Origin of the sequence: Campylobacter concisus (assembly GCF_002092845.1) — a bacterium.
Taxonomy (GTDB): Bacteria; Campylobacterota; Campylobacteria; order Campylobacterales; family Campylobacteraceae; genus Campylobacter_A; species Campylobacter_A concisus_AQ.
In genome coordinates, this window is sequence record NZ_LVXF01000034.1 from 1 (window position 1) to 19332 (window position 19332).

Consider the following 19332-nt stretch of genomic DNA (forward strand, 5'->3'; position numbering starts at 1 on the left):
ACTAGATATGACTAATGGAGAAAAGACAACCTTATCTCTTACAGCTAGCAATGTTCAAGATATATTACGTGATAGTAATGAGAATAAGCTAAAAATAGATGGTGATAGTAACGATGAGCTTACTCTTGGAAGTAGTTGGACTAAAGGTGCTAGTTCTGGTGGTTATACTACTTATACTAGTGGTACAACTACAATCGAAGTTCAAGACCAAATACACGTACTTTAATATCTAGACTTTTAATCCCAAAGGAAATTCCTTTGGGATATTCTTTCTTATCATTAAATTTTTATAATTGTTTATATTTTTAACTAGCATCAGATCTACAAAATTTTAGTTGTTTAAGTAGTTGGTATATATAAATCAGTAAGTCTGGATGATAAATAAAAGTTGAAAATGGATTAAAATTTGGTGGTAAATGTAGATAAATTTACCGCCGTAAGGATAAATTATTTTCCAGTTGGGTCTAAGCCATTTAAGATGTAATTTACTTCATCATCGCTTAGCTCGTAGTGTAAAAACTCTTTATAAAATTTCTTTGTCTCAGCTGCTATATCTATATCTTTAAAAATTTCAGGGTGTAATATCTTAGCCGCCCATAAAATTTGCAATGCTCCCTCGGCGCCGTATCTATCCCAGCTAAAAACGCCAGTAGGATTTACGTAAACTCTTTTATTTTTTACAGCGTTAATGTCTGCGTAGATAGGGTTTTCATATATCTTTTTTAAAATTTCGGGAGCTTTGGCTCTACCTATGATGATCACATCTGGATTTATATTTGGGATCTCTTCTGCGTTTAGTTCAAGCATATTTCCAGCTTTTTGTACTGCATTTACTCCGCCTGCGACTCTTATCCACTTGTCTATGATTGTATTTGTGCCATCAACCTTGAATAAATTTTTGCCGCCGGCTATGTGAAGTACTTTTGGTTTATTGTATGATGGCGCGATCTTGCCTATTTCGTTTTGTACTCTTTTAAGGTTGCCGTCAAAATACTCATTAAATTTTTGAGCTATCTTCGGCGCTTCGCCGCCTATGACCTCAGCCATTATAGATACGCTTTTTTTCATATCCGCATGATTCGTAAATGATGGATAAAGTACGGTAAAGCCGTTTTTGGTTAGCTCTTCTTTGTTCTTTTTATCGGCGGCTATAACGATGTCTGGGCTTAGTTTAATTAGCTCTTCTACCTACAAATCTTTGCCGTTTACGCCGTTTGGGATGCTTGAAATTCTAGGATAAACGTGCGCAAACCATTTGTTATTTTTGATTAGATCGGTAGTCGCTACTATCTTGTCTGCGCCGCCTAGCATTAATATGATTTGATTGTTCGCATACCAAAGCGTGGCGATTTTTTCTACTTTTGCGGGAACCTTTACGACGTCGCCAGTGACGTCTTTGACGTCTCTAAACTCAGCTGCATTAAGTAAAATGCCTGCAAACAGCACCACTAAAGCCATGAAAAATTTTGTCATTTTTTCTCCTTATATTAAATATATATTTTTATATATAAGTGCTAATACTATATGTTATCGCCTTAATAAATAATATCTTTACAATATAAATTTCTAATTTTATAGTTTTAAAATTTATGAGCGAATGTAGATTTTTATCTATTATTGATAGATTAAATTTGTAGTAATGGCTCCCCTTCTTGCACTTGGCAAAAAGGGGAGAAAAGAGAGATTATTTCTCGAAAGCTTTTTGTAAGCTAAATGGAAATGCTTGATAGCCCATAGTATTTGTCATTTTTATCTCGATGCTAGGCTCTTTTGCGCCCCACTCAAACTCATCGATGTGCGGACTAGGAAGTCCTACTGGGCGACCTTTTGCGATGTCAAACTGCATGCCAGCAACAGCTGAATAGACCATCACACTATCAAGGTCATCTTGATACTGCGTAAGGCTAGTAACTGAGCTATACCACTCTTTGCCGCGCTCTTTGCCGTACTCCCAGATCTGCTCAACGGTCTTTTTGTTCTCATCGATCTTATAAACGACCGCACGAGAGTACTTCATGCCAGCGATGGCTGGTTGCTCCATGCCCCTTGTGTCGCCGTTATCAAAGACGCTTAGATAAATTTCGCCTTTTTTAGACTTGCTATCTATCCTAAATGCAGTATGTTGCGTCCATTGCCAGTCAAAGCCACCTTTATCGCTCTCGTATCCTGGGCATTTTGAGTACTCATCTTCGCAGACTATTTTATTGCCTTTGCTATCAACTGGCTGGAGGAGTTTGTCTTTAAATTTATCGCTCCAGCCCTTGTGAGCACCCATAATCCATTTTACTTGTTTATCACGGCCGATCTTGATAACTGCGTCTTGGTGGCGGCTTGAGATGATGATACTATCATCGCTTGGGTCATAATCCACGCTATTTACGTGCGCCCAGTTGCGTCCGGGACCAGCGCCAACTATGTCGCCCCATTTATCGTGCGTATCCATAGACTGAAGCTCATCTGTGCTTGCAGTGTGGCCTGCTTTTTTAGCGTCTATATTTAAGCAAACTGCGCCTTGATCAAGCGTTTTTAGCACGATGTCGCGATAAGGATCAAGAATTTCATATAGTCTAAAGTCATCAACTACGTTGCCATCGCGGTCAAGCTCAACGATCACGTCGCGCACTGTTCTTACGTTTTTGCCATCAGCTCTTTTATAATCAGCATTTGCCACGCGTAAGAAGTAGTGTCCGTTTTGTGCTACGTCCATTGAGTGAGAGAAGTCGTTGTAGCTAGCTGGTAGCTCACGGTTGAAAATTTCTCTACCCATGATGTCGTATTTTGCGTATCTTTGACCATATCCCCAAGTCATCGCACCATCGTCATTTTGCTTAAAGCCCATCATTACGCCAGCGTGAAATGGCTGTTTTAGATCGTAAATTTTACTTGGTTCAAGATACCATCTAACCTCGCCTTTTGTATCAAGGATGAAGTTATTTGGGCTGTAGTTCCACTCGATCGCACCGCCAGCTGGGTTGTTCCAAACGACTTTTGTGCCCTTGCCTGTTTTATTTACGAAGTTATTTACGTAGTAGAGGCGGTTTGCAAATTTAGCACTCGCAGGCTTAGTAACCTCGATCTTATCAAAGAGCGCGCCCTTTTGATTTGGTGTGCCTGAGCTTTCTAGGTAGATAGCTGGAGCGTAAATTTTATAGCTCTCTTTTACGTGCTCGCTTTTGCCCTTGTAAATCTTGTCGTATTCGACTTCAACTGTATTTTGATAGTCAGGATACATGCCAAAAACTGGAATACCGCCATGTGTGCGAAGATGCTTGTCAGCCACTTTATAGCTTATTACTTGACCGCCTTGTTTTGGTACGATGGTTACTTTGGCATTGCTTAGTGTGTAGCCACCATTTTTGATAACTGCGGTAAGTGGAGCAGTGTCGTAAGGATTTACTACTACTTCGCCGATTTGCCCAGTGATAGCATAGTCAAGCTTGGCTCCACTTGGACCTCCTATGGCAAAGGCCGATGAACAAAGCACAGAAGCTAGTGCAAGACAACTCAAAGTATTTTTCATAACATCTCCTTTAAATAAATTTTATAAATTCTACCCATAGAACTTATAAAATTTAGTAAAGCCCTGGAACACCCAAGGCTTAAATCAGGTAAAAGGAGTAATAAAAAATAATTGTCTCCTTTGTAATTGTAATAAAACCTTATAACATAAAAATCACAACAAGCTTTATAGTAACTTAAAATTTAAAAATATATTTAATTTGAGGGCAAAAATAGGCGTATCAAAGTGCTTAAGCTGGCATTTACGCTTTAGTACTTATAATCTGCCCTAAACAATGGAGCAGACCTCATGAAATTAACTAATAACGCAAAGAAAATTTATGAAACTTGGTTTAACTCAAGTTGTGAGCTTGAGTCAGATAGTAGCGATTTTCTAGAGGATTATTTAAATTTTTTAGGTGATATCGGCGATAAGATAAACATCGACGAACAAACAAGGCTTTTGGTTATCGTCGCCTCTCTTTGCGTGAGTGGAGGCGCAAAAAGCTCATTTAAAAGCTTTGTTAGAGCTGCTTTAAACGTAGGCATATCAGCAGGAGATATCAAAGAAATTTTATATCAAGCAGTCCCTTATGCCGGGCTTGGCAGAGTAGAAGATCAGATATTTTTAGCTTATGAGATTTTTAATGATCGTTGCATAAAGCTCGAAAATATGCCTAAAAAATCAAGAGAAGGTAGAGGTGAACGAGGCCTTGAGATACAAAGAAAACTCTTTCCAGCAGTTGATAAATTTATCGCCTCAACGCCAAATGACCAAAGGCATATAATGGAATTTTTATCGCAGAACTGCTTTGGTGACTTTTATGCAAGAGGTGTGCTTAGCCTGGAGCTTAGAGAGCTTTTAACCTTTGTTTATATTGTAACTCTTGGTTTTGCAAAGCCACAGCTTTTAGGACACATTGCGGCAAATTTTGGCATCGGCAATGATAGAGCTAAACTAATAAGCGTTGTTACGACACTTATACCATTTATAGGCTATCCAAGTGCTTTAAACGCATTATCAGCAATAAATGAGATAAGTTCTAGTAAAAATTAAATTTTTAATCAATGCGATATCTTATAAATTTCAGCCAAAATTTATTCTAGCGTTAAATTTGCGGTTGAGCTTGGTTGTAGAATAACTCAAAATAAATCATCTAAAGGAGATTGTTATGAGTTTTCTATCTAAATTTAGCAAGGCTATCTTTGCTGTTGCGGTGGCTGGAGCGATTAGTGCTAGTGCATTTAGTGAGGGCGAGGACTACGTCAAGCTTGAAAAGCCACTAAGCGTCGGACAAAATACGCTAGTTAAAATTTTTAGCTACGCTTGCCCATTTTGTTACAAGTACGACAAGAGCGTCACTCCAAAGGTGGTCGAGAAAATTCCTGGACTAAAATACGAGCCATTTCACCTAAAGACAAAGGGCGATTATGGCGAGGTTGCGAGTAAGATTTTTGCCGTGCTTATCGTTATGGACGAGGCAAAGGGTATTAGCTTATTTGATGAAAATTCGCTATTTAAAAAGGCTAAATTTGCCTACTACAAAGCTTATCACGACAAAAAAGAGCGCTGGGGTGATGGCAAAGACGCTGAGGGCTTTTTAAAGACTGGACTTGATGCTGCTGGCGTTAGTAAAGCAGACTACGAAAAAGAGCTAGCTAATCCAAAAGTGACTGAGCTACTTAAAAAGTGGGATGAAAGCTATGACGTGGCTAAAATTCAAGGCGTACCAGCATTTGTCGTAAATGGCAAATATCTCATCATGACAAAATCAATCAGCTCGCTTGACGGCATGGCAGCACTCATCGAAGAGCTTCTTAAAAAATAAGGCGCCACATGAGCTTTTTTAAAAAAATGGCTAAATTTCAAGACTCACGCATCTCTTGGGCGATCTTAGTCTTTGTAAGCGTCGCGCTTGTCGTTATCGCGCATTCGCTCTTTCAAAACTACGCCTATATGCCTCCTTGCGAGCAGTGCGTCTATATACGTTTTGCATTTTTATGTATGGCGCTTGGCGGCGTGATCGCTATGATAAACCCAAAAAATTTGTTCTTTGCTCTAATTGGCTACGTCTTTGCCTTTTGGGGAGCGGTGCAGGGCATAATGTATAGCGTAAAGCTAGCTAAAATTCACGATGCAGTGCATGGCGATGATCCTTTTGGTGTGCAGGGCTGCTCGACTGAGCCGCACTATCCGTTTGGTTTGCCACTTGAAAAGTGGGCGCCTGACTGGTTTATGCCAACAGGCGACTGCGGATATGACAGCCCTATGGTGCCTGACGGAGCGGTGCTAAGCGATTTGCAAAAGAGCATAGTTGATCTTTATGCGGACGGCTGGTATCTTGTGCCATCATCTAAATTTATGTCGATGGCTGATTGTACGCTACTTGGATTTGGTGTTTGTTTTGTAGTGCTTGCACTTATGCTCGTTTCAAAGCTTTTATCCTTTTTAAAATGAATTTAGTTAGCCCAAATTTGGGCTAACTTAGGATATACTGCGCGTATGGGTATTAATTTAAAATCACAAAATATTAAAATCTACGCCATTATCTTGCTTGCTAGCCTTTTTGTGATACTTCTTGGGCTAAATATTTACAGCAACGCCAAAGAGAAAATCATAGAGCTATCTGATAAAAATAACATAGCAGTTAGCAAAAATATCGTAAACAACTTTCAAATTTGGCTTGATGAGCGGATAAATTCACTCATTCGTGCGTCAAAATTTATACAAAATGCAGGCATCGTAGATGACGATGAAAAGATAGCTGGCTTTATAAAGCTCTTTAAACAAAACGCGAAAGAATTTGATCTAATGCAGCTTTTAAGGGATGATGGAGAAATTTTTGTAGACGGAGAAAAAATTTTAGAAGAAGTTATGCCAAAGAGTGAAAGAGCAGGGCTTATCTGGTATGTGGAGACAAAAAATACAAATGCCCCAAGTGTAAATTTCATGCAAAAACATAAAATTTTAAAAGGCTCAACTCTAAATTTATGCGTTCCAGTCACAAAACAAGCGGAATTTAAAGCAGCACTTTGTGGCGTCGTGCGTATAGAAAATATCTTTAACAGCATTAAAAATTTTACTCTTGCGCCAAATTCTTACTCATTTTTAGTGACTCATAGCGGTGAAATTTTAACATCGATACCTGATCTTGCTTTAAAAAAAGAGATCGAGGAGAAATTTAAAGAGTTGTTTTTAAAAGATGAAGACATTACAAGCTTAAAAATAGGACAAAATTTAATCCAAGTAGCTGAGATACCAACGATAAATTGGTTCATAGGAGCTGGCACAAATAATGAAGAGGAAATTTCAGCTTTAACAAAAGAAGCTTTAAAAAATGCTCTAAGCTTGCTCTTTGCCTTCGTTGCGCTCACATTTTTGGCAAATATTCTTCATAATTTTATGTATAACAAGATAAAAAAGATACAAGATGAGTATGAAACCTTACTAACTCATAGAGCCAAAATGAGTGAGGCTGGCGAGCTAATAAGTGGTATCAATCATCAATTCATTCAGCCAGTAAATTCGCTAAAACTAATGCTAAGCTCGGCGATAATGTTAAAAAAAGAAGGTAAATTAAGCGACGAGGAGCTAATAAATTTGCTTGAAAAAGGACAAAGCTCAGTCAAACTTCTTTCAAGTACTATTGAAATTTTTAGAAATTTTTACAAAAGCGCTGAAAATGTGAGCGAATTTGAGGTGCAAACAAGCATTAAAAATCTAATAACTCTTATGCACACAGAGCTAAGCCGTGCAAATGTTAGTGTAAAATTTAGCGGCTTTAACGAGCAAAAAGTTCGTCAGATAGAAAATATAATCCAACAAATTTTACTAATCCTAATACACAACGCAAAAGACTCACTTGTCGAAAGCTACAAAGATGAGCCACTAAAACGTATCATCGAAATAAAATTTAGAAGCTTTGAAGATAAGTGCTACATCGGAGTTTATGACAATGGAAATGGCGTAAGCGAGCAAATGAGTGAGAAAATTTTTACTTGGCTAAATACCACCAAAAAGCAAGGAAATGGTATAGGACTTTATTTTGCTAAAAAGCTAGCACAAGAAAAGCTAAATGGTGACGTAAGACTCGTAAATAACGCAAAGCCAACGGTGTTTGAGCTAAGTTTTGATATAAATTTAAAGGACTAAAATGCAAGAAGTCTTAGAAATTTTAAAAAAGACGTCCGTTTTGGTAGTCGAAGATGACGATATGGCAAGAGAGCTTATTATTAGTGGGCTTAAGCCTTATTGCGAACAGGTAATTGGTGCTTGCAATGGACAAGATGGCGTGGAGAAATTTAAAAAGCAAGGCTTTGATATTGTGATGAGTGATATTCACATGCCAGTGCTTAATGGCTTTGAGATGATGAATGAGATGAAGCGTACAAAACCGCACCAAAAATTTATCGTCTTTACCTCTTATGATAGCGATGAAAATTTGATAAAAAGCATGGAGGAAGGGGCGATGCTCTTTTTAAAAAAGCCTATTGATATGAAAGATCTTAGAGCAATGCTTATTAGTTTAAGTTTTGAACGAGATGAAAAGCTAGTTTATTTAAGCGATGAGGTGAGTATAAATTTAAAAAGAGAGAAAATTTATAAAAACGGTATTGAAATTTATCTTAGCTTTTTACAAAATAAGATATTTTGGCTCTTTGCTTATAATCTAAATAAGCTAGTTACTTATGAGATGATAGAAGAATTTGTCTATGAAAGCGATGTTAGCAAGGCGGCTATCCAAAATGTGATACTTCGTCTAAAGCGTGAGCTTGGTGTGAAATTTAAAAATATCAGCGAGAGTGGATATATTTTAATCACAAAATCTGAATGATTTAGAATTATCGCCACCTTGTACCATAGTACAATATACAAAAGTAATTAAATATACTAAAATACCGACAAATAAAAATAAGGAATAAAGATGGCAGCAGTAGCTGGTATAGTTAAAAGCGTTTCATCTGATGTTATAGCGATAGACCAAAATGATCATGTAAGAGTTTTAGACGTAAATGATAAAGTATATATCGGAGAGGCTATAAAGGGCGAGAGTGAAAGCTCAAGCATCACAATCACTGCAAATGATGGACAAGATATATCAATAAACGGATATGATACTCTTTGGCTAGATAGTAGCGTAGTAAGCGATGATATTGGTGAGTCTAGCATAGATACTGACGCATTGTTTAAAGCACTTCTTGGCAATGATTATGTATCGATTTTAGATCATATAAATGAAAAAGTAGATGATATTCTTAGCGCAACCAATTTAGAGCAAGAAGAGCCAAATGATGAGGCTAGCGTAAATATTAGTTTTAATGAAATAGATCCAAATTTAGCAAATGAGCATGGATTAAGAGAAGATGATCTTTTAACTAAAATGAATGAACATAAAGAGAGCGATAAGCATATAGATCCTAGCTTTGAGCATACAAATCTTAATGCAACTACGATATATATAGATATCGATAACGACTTAAATAAACTTTCATAAATTTGAGCTTTTTGCTCAAATTTCTTCTGTTTTAAAAAACTCAAATTTATCTAATATCCTCTATAATAAGCCAAAAATTTCAAAGGAAAACGATGAAAAAAATTCTAATCATCGCAGGCTCTTGTAATAGTGGCACAGCTGGGCTTCAAGCAGATATAAAAACATGTGCTAGGCTTAATTGTTATAGTGCAACAGCAGTAACCTCTTTGGTCGCTGAGACTACGGATGCTGTAAAGAGTGTAGTTTGTTTAGAGCCTAGTTTTGTCAAAGATCAGCTAAATACGCTCGCGGAAGAATTTAGTTTTGATGCGATAAAAATTGGCATGCTATTTAGTGAAGAGATCATGGAGGTGGTGCGTGAGTTTTTACTAGCTCAAAATACCAAAGTAGTGCTTGATCCAGTTTGCGTCTCAAAAAGCGGACACAAGCTTATAAAAGATAGTGCGGTGGCAAAACTAAAAGAGCTAATGAGCTTAGCTACAGTAACTACTCCAAATTTAGATGAGGCAAATGTGCTTTTTGGTGATGATTATAAAGATTTGCCTTGTGACGTCATCGTAAAGAAACATATCAGTGAAGATAGCAGTATAGACACACTTTATAAAAAAGATGGCTCACTAAGGAATTTTAAAACCCCACTTGTTAATCCGCTTGTAATGAGTGGGACTGGTTGTAGCTTTTCAACTGCACTTGCTTGCTTTTTAGCAAAGGGCAAGAGCTTAGAGGAGTCTATACAACTTTCAAAAGAGTATATTTGCTCTATTATAAAAGAGAGCATTGATACAAAGCTTGGCAAAAACCGCCTACTTTGGCATGGAGCTAAGTAAAAATTTACCCCTCTGATCTTTGCACGGCAGCTGAGTGAGTGATGATGTCGTGCAGATTTAGTTTATCTTTTCTAAAAAAACAAAGGCAAAGTCCAACTATGCTAAAGCCAGCAAAAGCAAAGCAAATTTGGCGCAAGATGGTGTGAAAAAAGCTTAGTTTTCTGCCAGTTTTTAGGTTTATCAGATAAATTTCTTGTGCTTTATAGCCTGGAGTTTGTGCTTTTATGCTAAAAAAAAGGCACATTATAAGTGAGATCAGGCTATTTGCACCAAAAATAGCAATTTGGTTATGCAAAAATGCCTCTTTACCATCAAGCACAAGATATGTTGTCGCATAAAATATCGGCATACCGATGATAAAAAGATCGATGATAAAGGCCTTCGCTCTAGCCCAAACAGATGCGATTTTTGCCTTTTGTTTTGCCAACTCAATTTCCTGTATTTATGTAGATACGGCTAAATTTCTCCCAGTCATATAGATAGACTAGGTTGTCACTCTCGCCGCTATCATGCGTGACGCAGAGCATAGTAGAGGCACGTGAGACCTTGCACCAGTGACTATAGAGATCAAGTTTTTTGATATCGCTTTCTAGTACACCAAAACAGCCTATATATTCATAAATACTAAGATCAAAAAAGCTCTTATTTTCGGTCTTTAGCAGGCGTTTTTTGCTATTTTCTTGCATTAAACTAGCTCTACGCCTTTACCATTTACTACTTCACCGATCACGTAGCCATCGCTACTAGCTAGGACGGTATCAACATTTTCTTTTGGCACAACTAATATCATGCCAACGCCCATGTTAAAAGTCCTCATCATCTCACTTTCTTCTACTTTTTGAGCGATGATTTTAAAAATTTCAGGCGTTTTTATAGCGTTTTTTTGAACCTTCGCACCAAGTCCAGCAGGGAAGACGCGAGGCAAGTTCTCAACTATGCCACCACCAGTGATGTGAGCCATTGCTGTGATCTTATCTTTTAAACTTAAAAAGTCGCTCACATAAATTCTTGTTGGCTCAAGAAGCACGTCGATGAGCTTTTTATCGCCTACTTTTTCATCAAATTTTAGTCCAAGCTCGCTTACCACTTTTCTTGCAAGAGAGAAGCCATTTGAGTGTAGACCACTGCTTGGAAGTGCAACTAAAACATCACCAGATTTTACAAATTTGCTTCTGTCGATCTCATCAGCCTCGGCAATACCAACGGCAAATCCAGCAAGGTCAAAATCACCCTTTTCATACATCGATGGCATCTCGGCTGTCTCACCGCCTATTAGCGCGCATTGAGCCTTTTTGCAACCATTTGCGATGCTTTTTACTACCTCTTTGGCACTCTCTATCTCAAGCTTTGCTGTTGCGTAGTAGTCGAGGAAAAAGAGTGGTGTAGCGAAGTTGCAGATGAGATCATTTACGCACATTGCGACTAGATCCTCGCCCACACCGTCAAATTTCTTAGCATCGATAGCTAGGCGAAGCTTTGTGCCAACGCCATCAGTTGCACCTAAAATGGCAGGATTTTTATATCCACTTGGTAGTCTGACCGCTCCTGAAAATGACCCAATGCCACCTATGACGTTTGGTGTTTGTGTAGATTTTACGAAAGGCTTTATCGCCTCAACAAAGCTATTTCCAGCATCTATATCCACTCCAGCATCTTTATAGCTTATCATCTTTGCCCTTTTTTGTAATTTTTTAAAACTTTAGCCAAAAGTTGCTAAAATTGTCATCAATTTTCAAAAATGGAGCGAGTTTGCAGAAATTTCCAAACGCTTATGTCTTTACAGGCTCTATTGCTAGCGGTAAAAGCACAGCTATAAATTTGCTAAAAGAACGAGGCTTTAGCGTGATTGATGCGGACCTCATCGCGCACGAGCAGCTTGAAATTTGCAAATGTGAGATAGTAGAAGCTTTTGGCGAGCAAATTTTAGATGAGGCTGGCAAGATAGATCGCAAAAAATTAGGTGACACCGTCTTTAACGAGCCAAAAAAACTTAAAAATTTAGAGCAAATTTTACATCCAAAGATAAAGGAAGAAATTTTGTCTTGCGCTGTAAAGCTTGAGTGCTTGGGGCAGGTTTATTTTGTCGATATCCCTTTGTTTTTTGAAAAAGAGGATCGCTACGATGAGTTTAAAAATGTAGCCGTGATCTACGCGCCAAAAGAGCTTTTGCTAAGCCGCTTAATGAACCGAAACGGTCTAAAATTAGAAGAAGCAAAAGTAAGAGTGGAGCTTCAGATGGATATCGAGCAAAAGCGAAAAAAAGCAAATTTTATAATAGATAATAGTGGCGATAAAGAAAATTTAGAGAAAGAACTAGAGAAATTTCTAAGGCAAATTTGTGGCTGAGTTTATATAAATTTGGCAGAAAATAGAGCAATTTTAAAGGAAAAATAATGCAAGTTTCAAAGTACAACGCTAGCGGCAATGATTTTGTCATATTTCATACATTTTTGAGCAAAGATAGAAGTGAGCTAGCAAGGCAAATTTGCAGCCGAACAAACGGCGTGGGAGCTGATGGGCTAATAGTACTTTTGCCTTACGAAAAGGGCGTGAAATGGGAGTTTTACAACAGCGATGGAAGCTACGCTGCGATGTGTGGCAATGGCTCGCGCGCGGCTGCTAGATATGCCTATCTAAACGGTCTTGTTAGTTCAAACGAATTTGTCTTGCTAACTGGCAGTGGCGAGGTGATGGCAAGCGTGAAAGACGAGTGCGTCGAGGTCGTGCTAACAAGTCCAAAAATTTTAAGCGAGCCACTAAATGAAGGCGGCAAAACTTGGTATTTTTACGACACAGGTGTGCCTCATCTTGTAAATTTCACACAAAATTTAGATGAATTTGACATCAAAGAGTGCAGGGTACTTCGTCAAAAATACAATGCAAATGTAAATTTAGCCAAATTTGAGGGTGGAGTTTTAAAGGTTAGAACCTACGAAAGGGGTGTGGAGGACGAGACGCTAGCTTGTGGAACTGGCATGGCGGCTTGCTTTTACGGCGCTACTTTAAATTTAAACGCAGCGCAATGCCTAAAAGTCTATCCAAAAAGTGACGAGGAGCTTGGACTTAGGCTAGAAAATGATAAAATTTTATTTAGTGGAGCGGTGAAACACTGTTTTGATACGAGTATTGAAATTTAGCTTTTAGAACGAGTTTTAAGGTCTACTCTTAGCTAGTTATGGTAAGCAAATTTTTCAAATTTATATTACTAAATTTGCACCTAGCTGATGAAGTAAAATTTTATAGTGGCATTAATTTAAAATTTGAATACAAAATAACTAATTAAAAACTCAAAAAAATAGATTTTAATAAAAATTTGAATAGAAATTTAAAAAAAAGAAGATCTCCGCCGAAGCGGAGAAAAGGTGTTATTTTAAAGCATCTTTTGCTTGTTTTGCAAGTGCCGCAAATGCCTTCGCGTCATTCATAGCTAGATCAGCTAAAATTTTTCTATCAAGTTCGATCTTAGCTTTGTTTAAGCCGTTGATAAATCTTGAATAGCTAATGTCGTTTAGTCTGCAAGCTGCATTGATACGAACAATCCATAAACGTCTGAAATCACGTTTTTTCTGGCGTCTGTCGCGGTATGCGTAAACTAAACTTCTCTCTAGTTGCTCTTTAGCTTTTCTAAAGTGTTTGTGTCTAGCACTAAAAAAGCCACGTGCTAGCTTTAAAACTTTCTTATGGCGTCTTCTTCTAACTACGCCTGTTTTTACTCTTGCCATATTTATCCTTTTACAAATTGGCGCTCACGAAGTGAGTCTTGCCCCTAAATTTGGGGGAGTTTGAATGACTTTTTTGTCAAAAACTTAAATCTACGCTGCTTATACGCCGAGCATTTTGCGAACGGCTGAGACATTTGTGCTATCCACGTAGTGTGGGCCACGAAGGTCTCTCATACGCTTACTAGGTTTTTTTGTTAAGATATGGCTTCTAAAAGCAGAGCCTCTTTTTATCTTATTTTTACCTACTTTAAAGCGCTTAGCAGCACCGCGAACGGTTTTCATCTTTGGCATGCTAATCCTTTTTAAAATTTTATACGCAATTGCGTAAGTTTTGGATTATAGCGAAAAATCCTTTAGAAAATTTAAATTTCACTTAGACAAAATTTGCAATAAATTTACATTAAACTTAAAAGAATTTTAAAATTTATAATTAAATTATTAAAAATTGCATATAATTACATAAAGAAATTTTATTTCACTAAAGGAGTAAAGAATGAAAGGCAAAATTCTTGCATCAATTGTTGCTATGAGTGCGATTTTAGGCACAAGTAGCTTGGCATGCACTACCATTTTAGTAGGAGATAAAGCTTCAAATGACGGTTCCATGCTGGTTGCCAGGAGTGCAGACAGCAAGGCTGTAAAGGCACAAGTCTTTTTGATCCATCCAGCAAAAAAGAATCAAACTGGTATGCATAGCTCAAAAGCCCATGACGGCGCAAATGACTTTACATATCCGCTTCCAAAAGATGGTATGAGATACACAACCATCGCAAACTCGCACACAAAGCTTCATGGAGCGGTCGGCTACAATGAAGCTGGCGTTGGGCTAAGCGGCACTGAGACTATTTACGCAAAAGACGAGCTTTTAAAGATCGACCCATATAACGAAGAGAGCGGCATCACCGAGGATGACATCCCAGACGTGCTTTTGCCACGTATGAAGAGTGCAAAAGAGGGTGTTAAGCTCCTTGGCGAGATAGTCGAGACTAATGGCGCTGGAGAGGGCTTTGGTGTGGTATTTATCGATGCAAACGAGCTTTGGTACTTTGAGACTGGTACAGGCCATAAGTGGATCGCTACAAAGATCGCTCCAGATGAGTACTTCGTCACTGCAAACCAAGGCAGACTTCACGCTTATAAAGAGAATGATCCAAATTTCATGGGAGCAAAAGACGTCATTAAATTTGCGATCGATAACAAGACTTATGACCCTGCAAAAGATGGCGAATTTAACTTCACAAAGGCCTATACAAGGGATGATGAGAGAGATGTGACTTACAACTACCCACGCGTTTGCTGGGTACAAAGCATGTTTAACCCAAGTCTAAAACAAGACTTCGCCGATGGTCAGAAATTTCCTGTATTTTTAAAACCAGAGAAAAAAATAAGTGTTGAAGACCTAAAAGCTGCGATGAGAGCCCACTACAACGGCACTGCGTTTGATAACTACGCTAGCAAAGACGAAGATAAGAAAAACATCTACCGCGCCATAAGCGTCTTTAGAACATACGAGTCTCACGTCATGCAGGTACGCCCTTGGCTACCAAAAGAGATCGGCCGCGTGACATATGTAGCTCTTGGCATGGCTGATCTTAGTGTTTATTTGCCGTATTACGAGGGACTTGATGGCTTTATAAAAGGCTACTCAGATGGCTCATACGACGCTGATGACACCTCAATATACTGGGTTTATAGAAAGCTTCAAACCCTTGTGATGACTGATTATGAGAAGTATTCGCCAGTGGTTAAAGAGGCCTACGCTAAATTTGAAAAGGAGTTGGCGGTAAAACAGGCTAAATTTGAAGATGAGTACATGAAGCTTTACAAAAAAGATAAGAAAAAAGCAGACAAACTCTTAAACGAATTTAGCCAAAAGACTATGCAAGAGGCTAAAGATCTAACTCAGCAGCTTACAAATAAGGTCTTTACGATGCTCACAGCTGATATGGATGCTAAGCTAAAATCCCTAAATAAAGGTAAAAAAGACTAAAAAAATCTGGGCGTGAAATTTAGTAGCGCCCAAACTTTAAACAAAAATTTGGCAAAGAGCGTTTATAATGCCGGACAAAATTTATCTCAAAGGAAAAACGCTGATGCCTTGTCCCATGCATAAAGCTCATTAATCTCGGCAAAAAACATATCAGCGATTTTCAAAAATCACGCAAATTTTTAAACAATTTCACATTTTTTTATATTGAAATAAATCCCTTTTTGCTAGCAGGTCCGCTGCATTGTAACTGCATTTTTAATAGCAAAGCTAAGCAGTGTTTAAAATTTGGCAAGGATCTTTTTAGTAGAGCTTTTTATAAATTTTACTTTAGTTTAAGAAGAAGCGGGTGTCATCCGCCGTGTTTTGGGTGACCCAGACTTGTGCGCAGCACAACAACATTGAACATGCTGGGGGTTTGGGTCGCAGGGATAAGGGGGCGGTTTCGTAATTCTGACCCCTTGTACCTGCATAAAAATATTCAAGGTTGCTGTGCAGGGTACAGATTTAATTTAAAAAATTAGAAATTTATAAAGGATAAAAATGATAAAAAGTTATGTTTTAGGTTTTCCAAGAATCGGAGAAAAAAGAGAGTTAAAGCGTGCATTAGAGGGCTTTTGGGCTGGTAAAGAGGGCTTTAGTGAAGAAAATTTACAAGAGACTGCAAAATCGCTTCGCCAAAGACACTGGAAATATCAACAAGACGCTGGCATCTCGGCTATCAGCGTCAATGATTTTTCATTTTACGATCTAATGCTTGATAACATCATCGCTTTTGGTGCTACGCCTCCAAGATTTGCAAATTTAAGCGGCTTGGAGCAATATTTCGCTTGCTCAAGAGGCAACAAAAGTGGCGTTGCGATGGAGATGACAAAGTGGTTTAACACAAACTACCACTACATCGTGCCAGAGCTTAGCAGCGAGAGTAAATTTAGCCTAAAAGCAGACAAAATTTTAAATGAATACAAAGAGGCGAAGGCTAACGGCGTAAAAGGCAAGGTAAATTTGATCGGCCCTATCACATTTTTGGCCCTTTCAAAGACGACTGACGGTAGCTGCCCATTTAAGCATCTTGACGCGCTTGTAAGCGAGTACAAAAAGTTACTTGAGCAAATTTCTAAGCTTGATGATGAAATTTTAGTGCAGTTTGACGAGCCGATCTTTGTAACAGACAAAAACGAAAGCGATCTTTTGCCACTTATCACAAAGGTCTATAACGAGCTAACAAGCGTAGCTAGCAACGTTAAGATCGTATTTGCGACATATTTTGAGCATGCGATTAAAGCAGTTAGCGAAGTGGCTAAAACTAAAATTTACGGCATCGCACTTGACTTCATCCACGGTAAGAGAAATTTCGAAGCACTTGAGACTATCAAAAACAGCCATTTGACGCTATTTGCTGGCGTGATCGACGGCAGAAATATCTGGAAAAGCAACATCGATGAGAAAGTAAAACTTGTTTGTGAAATTTCAGAGAAAATAGGCGGCAAAGACTTTTACATCGGCACTTCGTGCTCGCTTCTTCACGTACCATACACTCTAAAATATGAAGAGAATTTAAACAAAGAGATCAAAAGCTGGCTAAGCTTTGCGGTTGAGAAGCTTGATGAGATCAAGATCATCACAAAACTAGCAAATGGTGAGAAGCTTGATGAGAGCGAAACAAAAATTTACGAAGAGAACAAAAATGCCGTTAAAACTCGCGCTACTTCAAAGCTCATCCACTCTGAAAGCGTTCAAAACCGCGTTAAAAATTTAAGCAAATTTGAGCGTGATGAGAAATTTGAAGACCGCATCAAAATTCAACGTGAAACGCTAAAATACGGCATCTTACCAACAACAACGATAGGTAGCTTCCCTCAAACGGTTGATCTTCGTGTACTTCGCCAAAATTTCAAAAAAGGCGAGATCGACGCAGCTGCTTATGAAGCTGGCATCAAAAAATATATCGATCACTGCGTGAAATTTCAAGAGGATATCGGCCTAGACGTGCTAGTACACGGCGAGCCAGAGAGAAACGACATGGTTGAGTACTTTGGCGAGCAGATCAGCGGATATGCATTTAGCCAAAATGGCTGGGTACAAAGCTACGGCAGCCGCTGCGTCAAACCACCACTTCTCTTTGGTGACGTAAGCCGCCCAGAGCCGATGACTGTTAAGTGGATGAAATACGCTCAAAGTATCACAAAACACGTAATGAAGGGTATGCTAACAGGTCCTGTGACTATGCTAAACTGGAGCTTTGTGCGTGATGACTTGCCAAGAAGTGAGGTGGCAAAACAGCTTGCACTTTGTATCTATGACGAGATCGCAGACCTTCAAAATGCGGGCATCAGAGTGATCCAAGTCGATGAAGCGGCGTTTAAAGAGGGCTATCCGCTAAGAGCTGAAAATATCCCAGCTTATGAGAAATTTGCGGTTGATTGCTTCAAGCTTTCAGTAAGCTCGGCTGAAGCAAAAACTCAGATCCATACGCATATGTGCTACTCTGAATTTAACGATATTATTAAGACCATCGAGGCAATGGACGCTGATGTTATCAGTATCGAAACTGCGAGAAGCGGCAACGAACTACTTAAAATTTTCAAAGCCGTTGGCTACAAACAAGAGGTCGGACCTGGCGTTTACGACATCCACAGCCCACGTGTGCCAAGTGTCGAGGAGATCGTCGCTCAGATCAAAGCTCTACTTGAAGTCTTGCCAAAAGAGCAACTCTGGATCAACCCAGATTGTGGCCTAAAAACTAGAAAATGGGAAGAGGTCGAGCCAAGCCTTAAAAACATGGTAGAAGCTGTCAAGATCGTAAGAGGTCTATAATCCAAATTTTAGCGTCTAGCTAGCCTAGGCGCTAAACTCCGTTTAAATTTCAAAAAAAGTTAGAAAATGTTAAAAGATAAGATCATAAACAATGAAAGTGGCATAGTGCTTTATGGCCTAACGCCTCCAAAGGCTGAATTTGACGAGGTGAAGCTTAAAGAGATCGCTGCAAAATGGGACAAGAGGATTACAGATGTGCAGGCTGATGGCTTGGTGCTTTACGAGATCCAAGATGAAAGTAGCCGCATAAAAAGCGAGCGAACTTTTGAATTTAGCGATACATTAAGCCCTGAAATTTACTATTCAAAATATCTAAATTTAAAAACACCAAGTATCTTTTATAGAGTCGCAAATAAATATAATGAGAGCGAATTTAGAGCAAATTTAGCCAAAAGTAGTAGCGATATAAATGTCTTTGTTGGCGTTGCTTCTGGTAAAGTAGAGTCTAAAATGAGCTTAGAGCGTGCTTATAAGATCGCTAGAGACGAGTTTAAAGAGCTTGTAGTGGGTGGTGTTTGCATAGCTGAGAGGCACGCTAAAAAGGGTGATGAAGAGCAAAGGATGAGCCAAAAGGCCAAAATGGGAGCAAAATTTTTCATCTCACAGGCGGTTTTTGATGTAAATTTGGCTAAAAATTTACTAACAAGTGTGGCAAGAAGTGGGTTAAATTTGCCTATTATTTTGACATTTACCACTTGTGGCACGCCAAAAACGCTAGAGTTTATCAAGTGGCTTGGAATAAGCGTTGATGAAAAGAGTGAAAAAAGGATGCTTGAGAGTGATAATTTTTTAGCCACGGCATCGCAAATTTGCCTTGAAAATTTTGCAGAGCTTTATGAATTTACTAAAAAGCTTGGTATAAATATCGGTGTCAATGTTGAAAGTGTAATGGCAAAAAGAGCCGAGATAGAAGCGAGCCTAGAGCTAACGCATAAGATGAGAGAGGTGTTTTGATAGTTTAAAAGCTATCAAAACTTATATTTTAT

Annotated in this window: 19 protein-coding genes and 1 pseudogene; 13 read left to right on the plus strand and 7 right to left on the minus strand. The window is 38.5% G+C overall.

What is annotated here, in order from left to right; translation table 11 throughout:
* Positions 1–226 (plus strand): hypothetical protein (locus A3854_RS09625; RefSeq protein ID WP_180378661.1); only part of this gene is annotated, 226 nt, incomplete at its 5' end.
* 221 nt (positions 227–447) lie between these two features.
* On the opposite strand, the pseudogene A3854_RS06145 reads toward A3854_RS09625, so the two are convergent.
* A pseudogene (locus A3854_RS06145) lies at positions 448–1473 on the minus strand (ABC transporter substrate-binding protein).
* 211 nt (positions 1474–1684) lie between these two features.
* Positions 1685–3520, minus strand: coding sequence for an aryl-sulfate sulfotransferase (locus A3854_RS06150; protein ID WP_084041751.1), 1836 nt, complete (start codon positions 3518–3520; stop codon positions 1685–1687).
* Positions 3521–3808: 288 nt separating this feature from the next.
* Here A3854_RS06150 and A3854_RS06155 point away from each other — a divergent pair, with 288 nt between their 5' ends.
* From A3854_RS06155 to A3854_RS06185, 7 genes are all read left to right on the plus strand, one after another.
* Complete coding sequence (locus A3854_RS06155; protein ID WP_084041752.1) at positions 3809–4555, plus strand: carboxymuconolactone decarboxylase family protein; 747 nt, start codon at positions 3809–3811, stop codon at positions 4553–4555.
* A gap of 115 nt (positions 4556–4670) precedes the next feature.
* Entirely contained in the window at positions 4671–5327 is a 657-nt protein-coding gene (locus A3854_RS06160) for a thiol:disulfide interchange protein DsbA/DsbL (RefSeq protein ID WP_084041753.1), read from the plus strand.
* A gap of 8 nt (positions 5328–5335) precedes the next feature.
* Complete coding sequence (dsbI, locus tag A3854_RS06165; protein WP_084041754.1) at positions 5336–5956, plus strand: protein-disulfide oxidoreductase DsbI; 621 nt, start codon at positions 5336–5338, stop codon at positions 5954–5956.
* A 45-nt stretch (positions 5957–6001) separates the two neighbouring features.
* Positions 6002–7651, plus strand: a complete 1650-nt coding sequence (locus A3854_RS06170) for a sensor histidine kinase (RefSeq protein ID WP_084041755.1) — start codon at positions 6002–6004, stop codon at positions 7649–7651.
* 1 nt (position 7652) lies between these two features.
* Positions 7653–8333, plus strand: a complete 681-nt coding sequence (locus tag A3854_RS06175) for a response regulator transcription factor (RefSeq protein WP_021090255.1) — start codon at positions 7653–7655, stop codon at positions 8331–8333.
* Positions 8334–8423: 90 nt separating this feature from the next.
* Complete coding sequence (locus tag A3854_RS06180; RefSeq protein ID WP_084041756.1) at positions 8424–8993, plus strand: hypothetical protein; 570 nt, start codon at positions 8424–8426, stop codon at positions 8991–8993.
* Positions 8994–9085: 92 nt separating this feature from the next.
* Entirely contained in the window at positions 9086–9820 is a 735-nt protein-coding gene (locus tag A3854_RS06185; RefSeq protein ID WP_084041757.1) for a hydroxymethylpyrimidine/phosphomethylpyrimidine kinase, read from the plus strand.
* Between the two features lie 4 nt (positions 9821–9824).
* On the opposite strand, the gene A3854_RS06190 is transcribed toward A3854_RS06185, so the two are convergent.
* Genes A3854_RS06190 through purM form a run of 3 tightly spaced genes read right to left on the minus strand, consistent with a single transcriptional unit; the run spans position 9825 to position 11489 of the window.
* Entirely contained in the window at positions 9825–10247 is a 423-nt protein-coding gene (locus A3854_RS06190; RefSeq protein WP_084041758.1) for an RDD family protein, read from the minus strand.
* 1 nt (position 10248) lies between these two features.
* Complete coding sequence (locus A3854_RS06195) at positions 10249–10506, minus strand: hypothetical protein (RefSeq protein ID WP_084041759.1); 258 nt, start codon at positions 10504–10506, stop codon at positions 10249–10251.
* The gene (gene purM / locus A3854_RS06200) at positions 10506–11489 is read right to left on the minus strand and encodes a phosphoribosylformylglycinamidine cyclo-ligase (RefSeq protein WP_084041760.1); all 984 of its coding nucleotides are present in this window, start codon (positions 11487–11489) and stop codon (positions 10506–10508) included. Before purM ends, A3854_RS06195 begins: the two co-directional genes overlap by 1 nt.
* Positions 11490–11569: 80 nt before the next feature.
* Here purM and coaE point away from each other — a divergent pair, with 80 nt between their 5' ends.
* Together coaE and dapF are read left to right on the plus strand one after the other, a co-directional pair.
* Positions 11570–12166 (plus strand): dephospho-CoA kinase, encoded by a 597-nt coding sequence (gene coaE / locus A3854_RS06205; protein ID WP_084041761.1) that lies wholly within the window; start codon positions 11570–11572, stop codon positions 12164–12166.
* A 47-nt stretch (positions 12167–12213) separates the two neighbouring features.
* Positions 12214–12957: a diaminopimelate epimerase gene (gene dapF, locus A3854_RS06210; protein WP_084041762.1), complete on the plus strand. Its 744-nt coding sequence runs from the start codon at positions 12214–12216 to the stop codon at positions 12955–12957.
* Between the two features lie 228 nt (positions 12958–13185).
* On the opposite strand, the gene rplT is transcribed toward dapF, so the two are convergent.
* Both rplT and rpmI read right to left on the minus strand, forming a co-directional pair.
* Positions 13186–13542 (minus strand): 50S ribosomal protein L20, encoded by a 357-nt coding sequence (gene rplT, locus A3854_RS06215; RefSeq protein ID WP_004317321.1) that lies wholly within the window; start codon positions 13540–13542, stop codon positions 13186–13188.
* Positions 13543–13641: 99 nt separating this feature from the next.
* Positions 13642–13833 carry a 50S ribosomal protein L35 gene (gene rpmI / locus A3854_RS06220; RefSeq protein ID WP_054195943.1) on the minus strand — a complete coding sequence of 64 codons (192 nt, stop codon included), beginning with the start codon at positions 13831–13833 and terminating at the stop codon, positions 13642–13644.
* 202 nt (positions 13834–14035) lie between these two features.
* Here rpmI and A3854_RS06225 point away from each other — a divergent pair, with 202 nt between their 5' ends.
* From A3854_RS06225 to A3854_RS06240, 3 genes are all read left to right on the plus strand, one after another.
* Positions 14036–15532 carry a C69 family dipeptidase gene (locus A3854_RS06225; protein WP_084041763.1) on the plus strand — a complete coding sequence of 499 codons (1497 nt, stop codon included), beginning with the start codon at positions 14036–14038 and terminating at the stop codon, positions 15530–15532.
* Between the two features lie 540 nt (positions 15533–16072).
* Entirely contained in the window at positions 16073–18346 is a 2274-nt protein-coding gene (gene metE, locus A3854_RS06235; RefSeq protein WP_084041764.1) for a 5-methyltetrahydropteroyltriglutamate--homocysteine S-methyltransferase, read from the plus strand.
* A gap of 66 nt (positions 18347–18412) precedes the next feature.
* The gene (locus A3854_RS06240) at positions 18413–19300 is read left to right on the plus strand and encodes a DNA-binding protein (protein WP_084041765.1); all 888 of its coding nucleotides are present in this window, start codon (positions 18413–18415) and stop codon (positions 19298–19300) included.
* Positions 19301–19332: the final 32 nt, after the last annotated feature.